16 protein-coding genes are annotated in these 14,234 nt (G+C 44.9%); 5 read left to right on the forward strand and 11 right to left on the reverse strand.

What is annotated here, in order from left to right:
• Positions 1-13: 13 nt before the first annotated feature.
• Positions 14-766, reverse strand: a complete 753-nt coding sequence (locus EFA47_RS13835; protein ID WP_122644558.1) for a cell division ATP-binding protein FtsE — start codon at positions 764-766, stop codon at positions 14-16.
• A 566-nt stretch (positions 767-1,332) separates the two neighbouring features.
• Here EFA47_RS13835 and EFA47_RS13840 point away from each other — a divergent pair.
• From EFA47_RS13840 to EFA47_RS13850, 3 genes are all read left to right on the forward strand, one after another.
• Positions 1,333-2,025, forward strand: a complete 693-nt coding sequence (locus tag EFA47_RS13840) for a C39 family peptidase (protein ID WP_122643808.1) — start codon at positions 1,333-1,335, stop codon at positions 2,023-2,025.
• A 211-nt stretch (positions 2,026-2,236) separates the two neighbouring features.
• Entirely contained in the window at positions 2,237-2,611 is a 375-nt protein-coding gene (locus EFA47_RS13845) for an Hpt domain-containing protein (protein WP_164690008.1), read from the forward strand.
• 34 nt (positions 2,612-2,645) lie between these two features.
• Positions 2,646-3,086 carry a response regulator gene (locus tag EFA47_RS13850; protein ID WP_122643810.1) on the forward strand — a complete coding sequence of 147 codons (441 nt, stop codon included), beginning with the start codon at positions 2,646-2,648 and terminating at the stop codon, positions 3,084-3,086.
• Between the two features lie 46 nt (positions 3,087-3,132).
• On the opposite strand, the gene EFA47_RS13855 is transcribed toward EFA47_RS13850, so the two are convergent.
• From EFA47_RS13855 to fliD, 3 genes are read right to left on the reverse strand one after another with little or no spacing between them, the layout of a single operon-like run.
• Positions 3,133-3,549 (reverse strand): hypothetical protein, encoded by a 417-nt coding sequence (locus EFA47_RS13855; protein ID WP_122643811.1) that lies wholly within the window; start codon positions 3,547-3,549, stop codon positions 3,133-3,135.
• Positions 3,550-3,561: 12 nt separating this feature from the next.
• Positions 3,562-3,933, reverse strand: coding sequence for a flagellar export chaperone FliS (gene fliS / locus EFA47_RS13860; RefSeq protein ID WP_122643812.1), 372 nt, complete (start codon positions 3,931-3,933; stop codon positions 3,562-3,564).
• A 47-nt stretch (positions 3,934-3,980) separates the two neighbouring features.
• A complete protein-coding gene (gene fliD / locus EFA47_RS13865; RefSeq protein WP_122644559.1) occupies positions 3,981-6,380 on the reverse strand; it encodes a flagellar filament capping protein FliD in 2,400 nt (799 codons plus the stop codon).
• A gap of 228 nt (positions 6,381-6,608) precedes the next feature.
• Here fliD and EFA47_RS13870 point away from each other — a divergent pair, with 228 nt between their 5' ends.
• Positions 6,609-7,397, forward strand: a complete 789-nt coding sequence (locus EFA47_RS13870) for a ParA family protein (protein ID WP_122643813.1) — start codon at positions 6,609-6,611, stop codon at positions 7,395-7,397.
• Position 7,398: 1 nt separating this feature from the next.
• On the forward strand, positions 7,399-8,229 hold the full coding sequence (locus EFA47_RS13875; RefSeq protein ID WP_122643814.1) for a late competence development ComFB family protein: 831 nt from the start codon (positions 7,399-7,401) through the stop codon (positions 8,227-8,229).
• 336 nt (positions 8,230-8,565) lie between these two features.
• On the opposite strand, the gene EFA47_RS13880 is transcribed toward EFA47_RS13875, so the two are convergent.
• The 7 genes from EFA47_RS13880 to EFA47_RS13910 all read right to left on the reverse strand — a co-directional run bounded on the left by EFA47_RS13880 (position 8,566) and on the right by EFA47_RS13910 (position 14,233).
• Entirely contained in the window at positions 8,566-9,858 is a 1,293-nt protein-coding gene (locus tag EFA47_RS13880) for an EAL and HDOD domain-containing protein (protein WP_122643815.1), read from the reverse strand.
• The gene (locus tag EFA47_RS13885) at positions 9,851-10,774 is read right to left on the reverse strand and encodes a chemotaxis protein (RefSeq protein WP_122643816.1); all 924 of its coding nucleotides are present in this window, start codon (positions 10,772-10,774) and stop codon (positions 9,851-9,853) included. The genes EFA47_RS13880 and EFA47_RS13885 overlap by 8 nt, the downstream gene beginning before the upstream one ends.
• A gap of 61 nt (positions 10,775-10,835) precedes the next feature.
• Positions 10,836-11,318, reverse strand: a complete 483-nt coding sequence (locus EFA47_RS13890; protein WP_122643817.1) for a chemotaxis protein CheD — start codon at positions 11,316-11,318, stop codon at positions 10,836-10,838.
• 3 nt (positions 11,319-11,321) lie between these two features.
• Positions 11,322-11,942 carry a chemotaxis protein CheC gene (locus EFA47_RS13895; RefSeq protein ID WP_122643818.1) on the reverse strand — a complete coding sequence of 207 codons (621 nt, stop codon included), beginning with the start codon at positions 11,940-11,942 and terminating at the stop codon, positions 11,322-11,324.
• Between the two features lie 15 nt (positions 11,943-11,957).
• Positions 11,958-12,665 carry a flagellar hook-basal body protein gene (locus tag EFA47_RS13900; protein WP_122643819.1) on the reverse strand — a complete coding sequence of 236 codons (708 nt, stop codon included), beginning with the start codon at positions 12,663-12,665 and terminating at the stop codon, positions 11,958-11,960.
• Positions 12,666-12,699: 34 nt separating this feature from the next.
• Positions 12,700-13,443 carry a flagellar hook-basal body protein gene (locus tag EFA47_RS13905; RefSeq protein WP_122643820.1) on the reverse strand — a complete coding sequence of 248 codons (744 nt, stop codon included), beginning with the start codon at positions 13,441-13,443 and terminating at the stop codon, positions 12,700-12,702.
• Positions 13,424-14,233, reverse strand: a complete 810-nt coding sequence (locus EFA47_RS13910; RefSeq protein WP_122643821.1) for a sigma-70 family RNA polymerase sigma factor — start codon at positions 14,231-14,233, stop codon at positions 13,424-13,426. Before EFA47_RS13910 ends, EFA47_RS13905 begins: the two co-directional genes overlap by 20 nt.
• Position 14,234 lies beyond the last annotated feature (1 nt).

The following is a 14,234-nucleotide window of genomic DNA, read 5'->3' on the forward strand; positions in this document are numbered from 1 at the left end:
AAAAGCACAAAAATTAAGATTTTTTTGCTTTTTTCTTTTCTCTTTCTTCCAAAATTCGCCTTTCCTCGAAAATATCCACCGCCTTATAATTATAAATCCCATGCTTTTCATCTGCCACCACTGTGCCCGCAACTAGCGTAATACACCTCTTTCTCATAATCGTCACCAATTCCCTTGCATGGCTTGCCACAATCACGGTCATGCCCTTATAATTGACCTCTTCAAGAAGCTGCATCAAATCCCAGGCAGCATCTGGATCCAGGTTTGCCGTAGGTTCATCCGCTATTAAAATAGAGGGATTCACCGAGAGGGCGCGGGCCAAAAGCGCCCTGGCCTGCTCTCCTCCTGACAGTTCATTCGGGAAAAACGGCGCCTTATCGGCAATCCCCACCAATCCCAGAACCTTTATAATGGTGTTTCTCATTCTTGCATTGTTTCTGCCCGTTGCCCATATTGCGAGGGCTATATTATCATATATAGAGCGGTCCTTCAAAAGCCCTACCTCCGGCGACATAATCCCCAGCTTGCGCCGATGTGCCGCTATACGGCTTGGCCGCATTAAATCTAGCTGTCTCCCCTCTACTATGATATGGCCCGAGGTAACATCTTCCTGCTTCATAATCAGGTTGAGCAGAGTGCTCTTGCCTGCCCCGCTCTTTCCGATCACAAAGACAAACTCTCCCTTTTCTACCTCAAGCGATACATCATCAAGCGCAATCTCATCCCGAAACATTTTTGTAACATGCTCAAAAATAATTTCTGCCATATCCGCTCCCATCTTATTATATTCCCAAAAAATCCGATATTCATTGTATATCCTTGTTTTACATTACGGGTATGCCTTGCTGGGCAGGGCCCACCCGCCCGTAAGGGCCTGAATTACGGGGTGCCCTTTGGGTATACCTTGTTGGGCAGGGCCCACCTGCCCGTAAGGGCCTGAATTACGGGGTGCCCTTTGGGTATACCTTGTTGGGCAGGGCCCACCTGCCCGTAAGGGCCTGAATTACGGGGTGCCCTTTGGGTATACCTTGTTGGGCAGGGCCCACCTGCCCGTAAGGGCCTGAATTACGGGGTGCCCTTTGGGTATACCTTGTTGGGCAGGGCCCACCTGCCCGTAAGGGCCTGAATTACGGGGTGCCCTTTGGGTATACCTTGTTGGGCAGGGCCCACCTGCCCGTAAGGGCCTGAATTACGGGGTGCCCTTTGGGTATACCTTGTTGGGCAGGGCCCACCTGCCCGTAAGGGCCTGAATTACGGGGTGCCCTTTGGGTATACTATACTGTTTTAAGGCAAACCAGTCAATATAGATTCCCCAAAACAGAGGAGAAAAATGTGAAAAAAAAGTTATTTTTAGGACTGTTACTTGTCCTTCTTTTATTATATGCACCTACCTATAAACTAAATCTAAAATCAGATGATTCAAAGCAGGCCTCCTCCCCGACACAGGACGCCGCCCCTGCTCCGCCTCCATTACAGGATGGGCAGTATAAGCTTTCCCTGACAACCAGTATTGGAACTTTAACGTATTACAATCAGTCGGATGTCCGTTGGGCAAATGCTCCATATGGCGCTTCCGACCCTATTGCCAGTTATGGATGCGGCCCTACGGCCCTGGCTATGCTTGTGTCAAGTTTTACAGAGCAGACCATGCAGCCTCCTGATATGGCGCAGTGGGCGGCCTCTAACCATTACTGGGTATCTGGTTCTGGCTCTAAACATAATCTGATTCCAGAAGGCGCCGCTGCATTTGGCCTCCACGCTGAATCTTTTAGAGATTTTACAGTGGAAGGTATTAAAAATGCTCTAGAAAGCGGCCACGTCCTGGTCGCGTTGATGGGGCCCGGCCACTTTACCTCAGAGGGGCATTTTATCATTATCACCGATTACTGGTCAGGCAGCCAGGTGAGCATTGCAGATCCCAACAGCCTGGAAAACACCCAGAAGGCCTGGGACATACAGCTGCTTATAGATGAGTTGCACAGCGCGGCTGTGTATGGAGGGCCCGTATGGTCAATCTCCCCTTGATCATGTCCTAATACAGCGCCACTTCTGGAACCGGTATTCTAACAACGTTTCACTATTCAATGCAGTGTTCAGAACCACGGCAATAAAATACCAGAATTGCGGAGGCAAAAGGTATTTGACCCTTACATGCGGTCATGCTATAATTATATAAGTAATGTTTAAATTTATTTCATTTAATACAAATGACAGATTATTAGGGGGGGAACCATTTATGACTTTGATTCAAGAGCAATTTCTTCAAGATTTAGGAATAGACGCCCAAAGAACATTGGAACGTTTTGGCGGTATGTGGCATATTCTGGAGAAGTTCCTGTTAAAGTTCCCAGAAGACCCAACATTCCGGGAATTTAAAGATGCACAAGAAACAAAGAATTCAGAACTGTTGGAAAGAACTGCCCATACTCTAAAGGGATTGTCCGCTAATCTTGGGATACAGCAGCTTAGCGACCTCTGCGCCACGTGCGTCAATGCTATACGGCAGGATGATCTGCAGACAGCATTTGGCTCCTGCCCCCAGATTGAAGAAGAATACCAGAGAGTTGTAGGTATTATACATAACTATTCTGATAGCATGGATCTGCATTAAAATATTTTTTGGTAAGTAAAGGAGTAAAGGTAAAATGTATAGCGTAATGATTGTAGATGATGATGCGACGAGTCTTTCTATCACAAAGGCACTGCTGGAAGATGAATATGATGTACAGATTATGAGATCCGGCCTGCAGGCCCTTGGTTATCTGAAAGACTACAACGATATCGATATAATTCTGCTGGATATGATGATGCCTGGTACAGACGGCATCAAGGTACTCAAAGAACTGAAAGAGGATGAAAACTTACGTGATATTCCCGTTATTTTCCTCACCAGCCTGGACGGAATGAATTTTGAAGCCGAGGCCCTCACTTCTGGCGCCAGCGACTTTCTAAGCAAGCCTGTCCATCAAGGACTGATGAAGCTAAAAATACAACGGCATTTATATATAGCACAGCTTAAGAGGGAGAACCGTATCATGAAACAGCGCCTTAAGGTAATCGGTAAGGTACTGGAGGATCTGGAATAAAAATCAACTGCCCATACCGGAGATATGAAACCGGTATGGGCAGTCTTTATTCTGCCTTGGCATAATATGAATCACTTCCTGCCAGCTTGCGGCTGATCACTCTGTCAATCTCAACAGTCCGAGCCAGGCTTCTCTTTACCTGGGAACTTAACTCCATGATTTTTTGCGACTCCGGCCCTATGCCTGATGTCTGTGCTTCAGAGTTTACATTCAGCAGCTTTTTCAACCCTTCCCGCGTGGATGGATCAACTGTATTCAAAATGGTACGGATAGCTCTCTCTGTCTCACTGGCCTTTTCTATCTCACTCTGCCTCATCCGCAAAAGCATTTGAATGGACTCCCGGTCCCCCCCTGACAGAGCGTCCCCCAGTTCTTTTGTAATCCTGCCTATTTCATTCACCTGTATATATTTTTTCTGTAAATAACGCATCAGCTCTGTCAGCAGTTCTTTATTCTCTTCCATAAACCATTCCCTTTACATCCCGCTTGTTTTATTCGCCTCTTTAAATGCATCCCGAAGCTCCATCACCAGTGGCTTAAGCTCATCAATTACAGAGCTGTTCCTGCCAGCCTGCAGCCGGCTCAATTCATAGAGAAAAAAATCATACATCTTCCTCAAATCTGCACTGATCCCATACTCCATATTCAATGTATTCTTTAAATATAAAATAATCTCCCTGGATCTCGTCACAGATTTATCGAAAGCATCGTAAGTCTTATCCTCAAGAGCTATCTGCGCCCTGGTGAGGCGCTTAAGCAGCTCATCATAGAGCAGCAAAAGCATCTCTCCCCGGGTCATAGTATTTACTGACTGCATTTTATACTGTTCATATCCATTTTGATACATAATAGTCCCCTTTAATAGTCTCCCTTAGGTAAGTTATTAAACACGCTCTAGTATGATGCCCCAAACTGGCTCAGATAGCTGCTCTGGCTGTTCATCTGGGAAATAAGCGTCTCCAGGCTGGTAAATTGTTGTATATAGCGGTCTCTCTCCGTCTCCAGCCTGTCCTGGAGGTCAGAAATCTTTTTATTAATCTCTTCCAGTTCTTTATAGATGGTATTGTCTGTAATACTTCTGGGCGCTTTGGATGTACCGGCCTTATTCACCAATATTCCGTATGTACCTATATTGTTGGCATATTTATACATTACATTCTTAAGATTCGTGGCAATACCATCGGCGCTTACTGTATTCCCGCTGGCGTCCGTTGTTTTCGTCTTAGTGAACATCTCCTCTACTTTTTCAGGGTCAGATTCCAGGGCTGCCCTGAATTTAGTCTCATCCAGCACCAGCTTACCATTGTCTGAGTATGTACTGGAAATGGAAAGTCCTAGCTTCTCCATCTCAGCTAAGTCTGCCGGACTAATGGCAAACCTGAGGTCATTGCTCAGGGCCCGCAGGTCGCTGTCATTGAAAAGCAGGCCTTCTTTTGCCTTTTCCTCATACAGCTTAATCTCATCCTCGCTAAGTTCGCTTTTCTGATCCGATGTCAAAGGAGCATAATCACGGTCAGGTTTGGTCTGGACTTCTTTGTTCACCAATTCTACAATTTCATTGTACGCTTCCACCATCTCTTTGACAGCGTCTACGATTTTGTCTGTATCCACATTGGCGTCAAACGTGATTTCCTCAGCAGTTGAATCTAACTTGCCAGTATCGTCATATCCAAATGTCCCCTTTAATCCTATGGTCATTCCGTCAAGATTAAAGCTATTGGATCCTCTGATAATTTCGACTACATCGCCCGTATCTCCATATTTAACTGAAACAATGGCATCCTGGCCCTGCACCGAAACCGTTGAAGCGCCCTGGCCAAATATGGCCTCCAGTGCGTTCGTGTCGCCTCCAAATTCAATACTGCCGCTGGCCCCGTCCTCATTGGATGTGAAAGTAAATTTGTCTCCTTCTGCCTGATAGCTGACTGTCACATCTGTATTCTTGTTAATCTTATCCATCAATGTATAGACTGTATCATCTTTCGTAATCTCAATGTCAGTGCCATTGATGGTGATAATTGTAGGATTATCTGGGTCATCACTTATATTCAGATTACCTGCAAACCCTGCATCTTCCAGTTTTGCATTTAGGTTCAGGCGGTTGTTGGCGCCATACGCTGTCTTCAGCAGGCCGTTCTCTCCTAAAAGTCCAGTACTGCCATTGACGAATGTGAGTGTGGAACTCTCGTCTAAGCTGCCATCACCTGGCTTTGTTGTCACAAACTCCAGGCTGAACGTGCCATCGGAATTGTCATTATTCTTTACAGAAATCCTTCCCTTTCCAAATGCATCATCCATCTGCCCCTGGAGAGACTCTGCAATCTTATCCATCAAAGCTTCTCCTGTGAGGCCTGCCAGTTCATCTGCCTCCGGCATCTTGATGGTCTTGGATGTGCCGTTATAGCTGACAGTCATCTCTTTGCCAGCAATCTTATCAACAAAGGACACAGACTCTGTCAAGGTATTTGCATCTATATCCTGCTTAGAAGATACAGAACCATTGGAAAAACTTATCTCTGTAAAATCACTGTCTGCGCTGTCCTTAAACCCTAAAAGCTCCAGAGCTGAACCGCCTGTAAGCTTCAGCTCATTCCCAGTGTTTTCCTTATCTTTAAATACAATCTTATCCCCATCTGTGGCCACATCTATTACTTCAGACAGCTTTCTGCCATCCTTTAACTCTTCCTTTGACAGAATGTCATTCAGTGAATCCTTAATATTCTCTACAGTATCAAACTTGTACGCTTCATTATTGCTGTTCTGTCCGCTGAGTGTCACTGTATAGCTGTTGCCTCCATATTTGAAAGTCAGCGTCTTTCCACTCAGTGTGTCGGAGTTCTGGAGTTCATCAGGATTGATGTCTCCCGTAGTAAGAGACTTGCTTGACACTGCTGACTGTGAGGTCCAGCGCGCCTTCTCAGCCAACTGCTTAATCCCTGCTATTGAGACAGAGTTAGCTGAACTTGCTGTACCTGATACACTGACAAACTTACTGTTTGCCCCCAAGGCTGTGATAATATTCCTTCCCCAGAAAGCAGAACTGAACAAGTTCGTCGTAGAAGTCATTGTAGACGTATATGTGTCTGCAAAGTTGATCATCTTGTCCGTGATATTCTGGATTGCAGACTGCTTCCACTGAAGCGTAGTTTTTTTCTGCTGCTGTTTCTCAATCTTACTTGTAGTGCCATAGGTCATATTTTCGATTAGGGTATCTCTGTCCAATCCACTGGCCAGGCCGCCATACCCCCTGATACTGCTGCTTGTTGAACTGCTTAATCCACCTATACCTGACATATCATTCTCTCCTTTTATTATACTTTTCTTACTTAACCCCCAGTGGCTGCCGCCTTTCCTGCCTCCAGGCCACACCACCAGCACGTGGTGGGACATGCGCATATACTTACCTCTGCAGCGCCCTGGGCTGTTCTACATTTTCAAATTTACTCTGTACTTATTTATCGGCATATAGTATACTTTAAATAATAGTTTTACTGAGTTTTATTACGAATGGAGGAATTAATTTTGGCTACTATTATCGCTCTTACCAATCAAAAAGGCGGCGTAGGCAAGACAACCACATCGAGTGCTTTAGCCGCAGGCTTGGCCTCTTTTTATGATAAAAAGGTACTGGCAATTGACCTTGACCCCCAGGGGAGCCTGGGATTCAGCCTTGGTCTTGATATTGAGGACTGCAGTAACATATATGATGTGCTGAAAGGTTCTGTTTCTATCTCAGAAGCCATTCAGACTACAGATTACTGCGATATCGTCACTTCTAATATTTTGTTGAGCAGTGCAGAGCTGGAATTCACTTCTACGGACAGGGAACTTTTATTAAAGAAAGCGCTCGCCCCTGTTGTTGCCAATTACGATTATATTATCATAGACACGCCCCCGGCATTAAATATCCTGACTGTCAATGCTTATGCCTCCTCTGATCATCTGATCATCCCTATGGCGCCCGAAATACTCAGCCTCTTAGGCGTGACACAGCTAAAGGAAACCATTGATTCTGTCCGTCAGTCTCTAAATTCCAGCCTCCATGTACTGGGAATCATTCTCACTAGGTACAATGGACGCACCCTTCTGGCCCGGGAAGTGAAAGAAATGGCAGAGAACATCGCATCCCAGATTGGGACATGCGTCTTTCGCACACAGATACGCCCAAGTGTCACTGTGGCGGAAGCGCCCGCCCACGGAGTAAGCGTTTTTGAACATGCGCCCCGCTCTAATCCTTCCCTCGATTACCAAGATTTTGTAGGGGAAGTATTATCTATGATTGAAAAGAAGCAAACCCAGGAGGTACAATAGAATGGCCAGAAAAAGTAATAAAACTGCACATGTCCTGAACCTGCTTGCCGGGCATGATGCAAAAAAGGATACACAGGAAGAAACAGCTTCCTCAGAAAATCCAGAGGTTTCAAAGAAGCCTTCAGAGAATCCAGAGGCTACGCCGGAAGTATCCTCGCCCTTGCCAAGCGCGCCATCCCCCCAGAATGTAGCGGTCATTGATAAGACCGGGGATGACCCGCTGGCAGAGCTGATACAGAACAAGCTCTCCGATGAATTTGAAAAGGAGCTGTCCAATACAGTCCCGCCAACTCCTTCTGCTCAAAAATCAGAACAGGCTCCTGATCTATCAGAGCCTGTTTCTCAATTATCTCCTGAGCCAGAAGAAGTGTCCGAGGATTCAAAGCAGGATACGCCTGCTGGCATCATGCCTGCTGCCGAGCCGCCAAATCCTGAGAAATCTGATGAGGCTCCTTCCCCCGCCTTACAGCAGGATTTTGAGGAACTTAAGCAGGATTCCCAGGTTCCTGAACAGTCCCAGGCGGAAGAATCTGCCCCTCCTGCTCAGCCAGAACCAACCCCGGAACCAGATTTCATTGTCCTGAATATCATGGACCGCATTGTACGGGAAAAAATCATTTATTTTTTAAGGCAATTTGATGTCTGCACCTGTGACCGCTGTGTTGCCGACACTGTGGCCCTAACCCTAAACGGCCTGGCTCCCAAATATATTGTAACTTCCCCCGCGGCGGCTGACCCGCTTCTGAGCTTTTATACAAATAAATTTATCTCAGATGTCACTGTAGAAGCTACTAAGGCATGCATGACCATTAAAGAGAACCCAAGACATTGATATAGCATATTTTGCCATTATTTCCCCTAAGGAGATCAGTCAGCTAAAGGTACGGTTTTTATATTTATCGTATATAGAATAGATGTCGGGCCAAAGGGTTTTATACCTTTTTTCTGCCCTGACATCATAGAATAGCAAAAATCCTGGCCAGATTCAGTGAATGCCCTGGCCAGGATTTATATTTTAGTTTCTATTAGCAAATACCCCGATGCAAGCATACGGGGCCGCTAAACTAGCGGCGATACAAGCATCGGGGTATAGACCCTTGCAGCAGCTGCCAAATGGATATATAAACATGTCCGCCTGGCCCGCTGCTGGCGGGAATAAAACGGGTTCTTATTCTACTTCCACTTCCTGCCCCGCTGCAGCAAGTTTCTCAATCTCTGGAGAGCCTTCCCCGACTCCCACAACATTATCCCAAATATCATTGACCTCTTCTACACATTCCATGTAAAGCTGTGCCATGACATTCGTCTCAAGTCCCAATTCCTGTGCAAGCCGTTTGGTCTCGCTCCATTCAGCCCTCTCATAGCATAAAACGAGCTCATACAGCTTCCCAGCCTCCCCTTCTTTAGAGATTAAAGCTTCTTTTACTGCATCTACTATAGGTATCTCTGCCAAAATCTCTTCCATTGAGGCGTCCACCATGTATTCCAGGGTAGAAAACATTCCCATCAAATATGCGTCTGAACTGTTAATCGGGAATTTCTTCAGCCTCTTAACAAGCACGGAAGCGAAATTAGCACGCATAAATGAAGTTTTCAGCATTTCCTCTGAAGTATTCTCTCCTTCTTTGAAGCTTAAGAGATATACCCACTGCTTTAACTGGTTAATACCCACACGTACAATAGCCTGGCGGATAGATGCTGTTTCATGGTGCACTGCAAAATAAGCAGAATTGGCCATCTTCAGCAATGCATAAGTCAGGGACACATCTCTGCTGACAATCTCTTCCACAACCTCAATATCCGGCTCATCCTTGGTGAGCTCTATAATTAGCTGATATAGGTTCCCCTGCAGATATTCCATCTTACTTGTCTTCGTGATCATCTCATTGGAAATATAATTGCCTTCCACATAATCTACGCCAAGCTCTTTTGCATAATCATAGGCAGCCTTAGTATTCACCCCTGTAGCGATAAACTCTTTCTGGAAACCGTGTGACATCTCTACAATATTGCTCAAGGATCGCCTCTGGGTCTCATCTATCTTGTCCGAAATATTTACCTTTATGTAATCCACATGCTCCAGCATACTGAAGTATTTAGGAGTAAACTGGAAATCATTGATTGCAAAATGGTACCCTTCATTCCTATATTTGCTGATCAAAATTGCTGCCAGAGGATGTATGACTATATTATCTTCAATCTGGATCACAATCCTGTCCTTGTCAAAAATCTTTGGAGTGTTCCTGAACAGCAGAGCCGGAGTGAAGGTCATAAAGGTCCGTTTTTCATTAAAGATCCTATTGGAGTTCTCCGACAAAAAAGCAACCATTGTGTTGGCAGCCACGCTGTCTGAGCTGGAATTATACAGGCTTTCCTCATCCCCCTGAATCATAAGCTCATATCCAATTATCGAATCTGTTTTCTGCTCCTTGATCGCCTGTCTTACCACACAATTATCCATTCTTTTTCTCCTTCCGTTCAAGCAAGCTGTCCATCACCTCTACGAGATGCCCGATCTCAGGCTTTGAAAGCTGCTCATCAGCTCCCAGTTTCTTACCCTTAATCCGCATTTCGTCATTAATGAGAGATGAGAATATAATAATCGGTATGTGCTTCATCTTCTCATCTTCCTTCACCAGTTTGGTCAGGCGGTGCCCATCCATCTCCGGCATCTCAATATCTGTAATCAATAGACTGGCCTTCTGGTCAAAGTCTGAATCATTCCGTATGGATTTTAAGTATTCCCATGCCTCACGGCCATTGTTAAAGTCTGTAATATTTATATATCCTGCACGTATAAGGGAATCCTGGATCATCTTAGACAGCAGGATAGAATCCTCTGCCAAAACAATATTATGCAGGCGTTCGCTTCTCTTGCCAAGCTTATCGATCTCCTCCAGCTGGATACTGGTTTCTGGGGCTATCTCTGCAACGATCTTTTCAAAGTCCAGGATTGTCACGAGCTTCCCGCCACATTGAGCTATGCCTGTGGCCACCCCTTCTTCCCCGTGGCTGATTGTATTATCAGGTTTCTGGATATCCTCCCATGAAATTCTGCTGATCCCTACAACCGTATGTACACGGAATGCAATATGCATTTTATTAAAATTGGTGATTATAAATAGGTCTCTCCCATTCTTATCCCCACTGTTGCCAGTCAGGTACTTGGGAAGGTCAATTACTGTAAGAAGGATGTCCCTTGGCTTAAATATCCCTTCCACAGCTTCATGAGAATGAGGCACTGGCTTTACTTTATCCGCCATCATAATCTCCCGCACCTTTGCCACATTAATACCGTACAGCTCGCCGAAGACTGTAAACTGCATTATCTCGATCTCATTCGTTCCTGACTCCAATAAAATTTCTGTATCAGCCATATACCCTCTCTCCTTTACTTCTCTCTATTATATCGGCACAAGATCCCAGCAATATAAGTAGTTAAAGAATACGTTCTGCTTTTCCTACTGTCCGGATCTTTACTTCTCCTGTCGTCACATCAATCAGCATAGTCCTGGCATAATTGGCCCCTGTATCCTCAGCGGCAATCCGCAGTCCCTCTGCCATCAGCACTTTTTTTACCATCTGTGCATTCCGCTCTCCAATATTTCCCAGTCCGCCTGGCCCTTTCATCTCAAACATTTTAGCCCCACCGGCTATTTTACACACCAGCCTTCTTTTCATAGCGCCATATGCATACAGCTTGCGGAGAGTCTCCTGAATCCCTGAATCTGCATATTTGAATACATTCTGGTCACTGGCATGGCTTTTTTCTGGCAGCATAATATGAAGAAGGGCCCCCAGCTTGATCATGGGGTCGTAAAAGGATATCCCTATACAAGAGCCAAGGGCGTATGTAATCAGCACGCCTTCCTGCCTGGTTATCTTCATATCTGCTATCCCAACAGATAATTGCTTACTCATCAGTTATTCAACTCCTAGCTTTTTCATAAGAACATTCAGTGAGTCCACATCCGGCAGAAGCAGCATGTCACTATTTAGTTCTCTTCCATCAATTTTAAATTCTCCAGTTATCATCATAATTCGGTCTGAATTAATTCCCATAGTAGCCATTGGAAGGCTTAGGATCCCTCCCAGCATATTCACTGCCAGCTGAGGCACTGACAAGACTACATTTACATTTGTCAGTGAAGATAAAGCATTGATATAAGATGAAATCATAATATTCCCAATTTCCGTGAGAACAGAAGTATCAATTTCGTCCAGAGCCAAAAAGTCCACGGTATCTTTCCCCAGCATCCTCTTTAATATTTCGTCAGCAAAATCCTGCGTCAGGATAAACAGCATAATGCCCTGAATTTCCCCTGACATTTCCACCAGAATTGCCGCAACCACATCCTCAGGATCCCCCAGATGGTTCATGGCAGCATTGAATTCCAGTATATTTACCTCGGGAAGTGTCATCTTAACCTTGGCTTCCAGCATACTGGACAGGGCCGTGGCAGCATTCCCATTGCCAATGCTCCCAATCTCTCTGATAACATCCCTCTCCATCTCATTCATCTCTTCATATTTGTTTATTGCCATACTCTAACCTCTCTATTATCTCAACGAATTAATTGTATTTACAATTTCATCTGATGTCTGTACCATTTTTAAAGCATAAGAATAGGCTCTCTGGCTCTCAATGATACGGCTCATTTCCTCTGCCACATCTACCCCTGACATCTCCAAAGTATGGTCTGACACCTCTGCATCTGCAATCAGATATGGGGCGCCATTCTTTGCCACAGGCACGAACTCATTATTGCCTGTGCTGAGCATGCCATCCTGTATATTAAAGCCGAATACACCAATATTACCGCTCAGTCCGCCCCCTGCCACAGTAATTGGGTTCCTGTTCTGGTCAAGCACCATATTCCCGTTATCGTTCACCAGATAGAACTGATTCCCCCTCTGTGAAAGGCTGAAGTGCCCATTGCGGGTATAAGAGACAGAACCATCCTCTGGATTCCTTAACATAAAGAAACCTGTGCCTGTTATGGCATAATCATAGGCGTTGTCAGTTGTCATAAAACCACTGGGGTCAAAATCTGTGTTTGTCTTTTCAACCACTACTCCTGTCCCTGCCTTAAGGGCGGTGTCCTCTCCATAGATATTGTGGAGGTTATAATACATTAAATCTGAAAAAACCGCTGTCTTAGGCTTGTAACCATAGTTATTCACATTCGCAAAGTTATTGGCGACAACGTCCATCTTTTTTTGTTCTTCAATTGCGCCTCTAGCCGCGGTATAAAATGAAGTGTACATTTACTGCTCCTTTCTGCGTTCTCCAAAATTTATATTACATGGAACCAAGCTGCACCATCTTTGCTGTCAGCTGGTCATACATTTTCAGAACCTGTGAAGAACTCTGCAGCGCCCTTTGGCCGCTCATCATAGCAGTCATCTCATCCACCATGGACACGTTGGAATCCTCAAGATACTTCTGTGTAACAGTTGCCCCTGCTGCATTTTGGGGCTGGGCCGCTGATTCGAAAACCCCGCCTGTCACCTTGGTAAGCTGGCTGTAATCCGCGAAATCCACAATCTGCAGCCTGCCAAAATTCTGCAGGCCATTTGCGCTTGTTATATTCCCCTGTTTGTCTATTGTAATATCATCTGTGGTAAGGCGGATGGGTCCCCCGTTAGCTCCCAGGACGCGCCCTACTCCCTGCAATACCAGATATCCGTTGTTATCCAGATTAAATGAACCGTTCCGGGTATAGACTGTACCATTGTCTGTCTGTACCGCAAAGAAACCGTTTCCTGTCAGGCCGCAGTCCAGCGCGCTGCCCGTCTCCCTGAGTCCGCCTTCGCTGTAATTGGTTACTCTCTCATCGGCAATATTCATCCTCGAAACTGTACCGATAGGCGTCTTTCCACTTTTGTCATATCTGTACAGCAGCTCTTCCCTGAATGTACTTTCTACTAATTTATCGCTCTTATATCCAGGGGTGGATACATTAGACATATTATTACTGATAACATTCATGTTTCTGTTTTGCGTTATCATATTGGAGGCCAAATCATAAAATCCTTGAAACATTCTTACTCTCCCTTTCTTCGTTAAATTTCTGCATATACTTTCTTAATTTTTTTATTGCATTTGTATGAATCTGTGATATCCTTGGCTCGCTGACCTGAAGAATCTCTGCAATCTGTCTCATATTTAATTCATCTATATAATACAGCGATACGACCAACTGTTCATTTTCCTTCAGTTCTGAGATTCCCTGGGCCAGAACCTCCGCGGTTTCTTTCCTCAAAAGCTGATTCTCAGGCTGTTCACTTTCCTCCCCCTGGGGCAGACGCACTCCGCTTTTGTTTTCCTGGGCTTCTGCCAAAACCATATCCAGAGAAAGTACATTAAATAAAGCCGCTTTTCGCATTGACTCCTGATATTTCTCCTGGGTAATATTCAAATACTCAGTCACTTCCTGTACAGATGGATAGTACCCTAACTTATTATATAACGTTGAAACAGCTTCTTCAATATCCCTTGTGTTCTTTCTTGTACTTCTTGGAACCCAGTCCTGCTTCCTTGCCAGGTCAATAATCATACCTTTAATACGCTTGGATATATATGTCTCAAACTTTACATTTTTCTCCAGGTCAAACTTGTCAATGGCGGACATGATAGCTATGACTCCCTCATTGATAATATCATCCACCTGCGAAAAGCTCATATAGATATCCCGCATCTGAAGGGCAATACTCTTCACCAGGTAAATATATCTCATGACAAGCTCCTGCTTAATTTCCAGGCTGTCTGTCTCTTTATACAATTGTAAAAGCTCTTCATTAGATTTATTACTATATACTTCCTGTGTGTTCATA

Source organism: Luxibacter massiliensis, assembly GCF_900604355.1.
Lineage (GTDB): Bacteria > Bacillota > Clostridia > Lachnospirales > Lachnospiraceae > Luxibacter > Luxibacter massiliensis.

What these genes read in the sequence shown, in the direction of transcription:
- EFA47_RS13835 (WP_122644558.1), bottom strand. Translation starts at nt 766, where the DNA reads ATGGCAGAAATTATTTTTGAGCATGTTACAAAAATGTTTCGGGATGAG.
- EFA47_RS13845 (WP_164690008.1), top strand. Translation starts at nt 2,237, where the DNA reads ATGACTTTGATTCAAGAGCAATTTCTTCAAGATTTAGGAATAGACGCC.
- EFA47_RS13850 (WP_122643810.1), top strand. Translation starts at nt 2,646, where the DNA reads ATGTATAGCGTAATGATTGTAGATGATGATGCGACGAGTCTTTCTATC.
- EFA47_RS13855 (WP_122643811.1), bottom strand. Translation starts at nt 3,549, where the DNA reads ATGGAAGAGAATAAAGAACTGCTGACAGAGCTGATGCGTTATTTACAG.
- fliS (WP_122643812.1), bottom strand. Translation starts at nt 3,933, where the DNA reads ATGTATCAAAATGGATATGAACAGTATAAAATGCAGTCAGTAAATACT.
- fliD (WP_122644559.1), bottom strand. Translation starts at nt 6,380, where the DNA reads ATGTCAGGTATAGGTGGATTAAGCAGTTCAACAAGCAGCAGTATCAGG.
- EFA47_RS13875 (WP_122643814.1), top strand. Translation starts at nt 7,399, where the DNA reads ATGGCCAGAAAAAGTAATAAAACTGCACATGTCCTGAACCTGCTTGCC.
- EFA47_RS13880 (WP_122643815.1), bottom strand. Translation starts at nt 9,858, where the DNA reads ATGGATAATTGTGTGGTAAGACAGGCGATCAAGGAGCAGAAAACAGAT.
- EFA47_RS13885 (WP_122643816.1), bottom strand. Translation starts at nt 10,774, where the DNA reads ATGGCTGATACAGAAATTTTATTGGAGTCAGGAACGAATGAGATCGAG.
- EFA47_RS13890 (WP_122643817.1), bottom strand. Translation starts at nt 11,318, where the DNA reads ATGAGTAAGCAATTATCTGTTGGGATAGCAGATATGAAGATAACCAGG.
- EFA47_RS13895 (WP_122643818.1), bottom strand. Translation starts at nt 11,942, where the DNA reads ATGGCAATAAACAAATATGAAGAGATGAATGAGATGGAGAGGGATGTT.
- EFA47_RS13900 (WP_122643819.1), bottom strand. Translation starts at nt 12,665, where the DNA reads ATGTACACTTCATTTTATACCGCGGCTAGAGGCGCAATTGAAGAACAA.
- EFA47_RS13905 (WP_122643820.1), bottom strand. Translation starts at nt 13,443, where the DNA reads ATGTTTCAAGGATTTTATGATTTGGCCTCCAATATGATAACGCAAAAC.
- EFA47_RS13910 (WP_122643821.1), bottom strand. Translation starts at nt 14,233, where the DNA reads ATGAACACACAGGAAGTATATAGTAATAAATCTAATGAAGAGCTTTTA.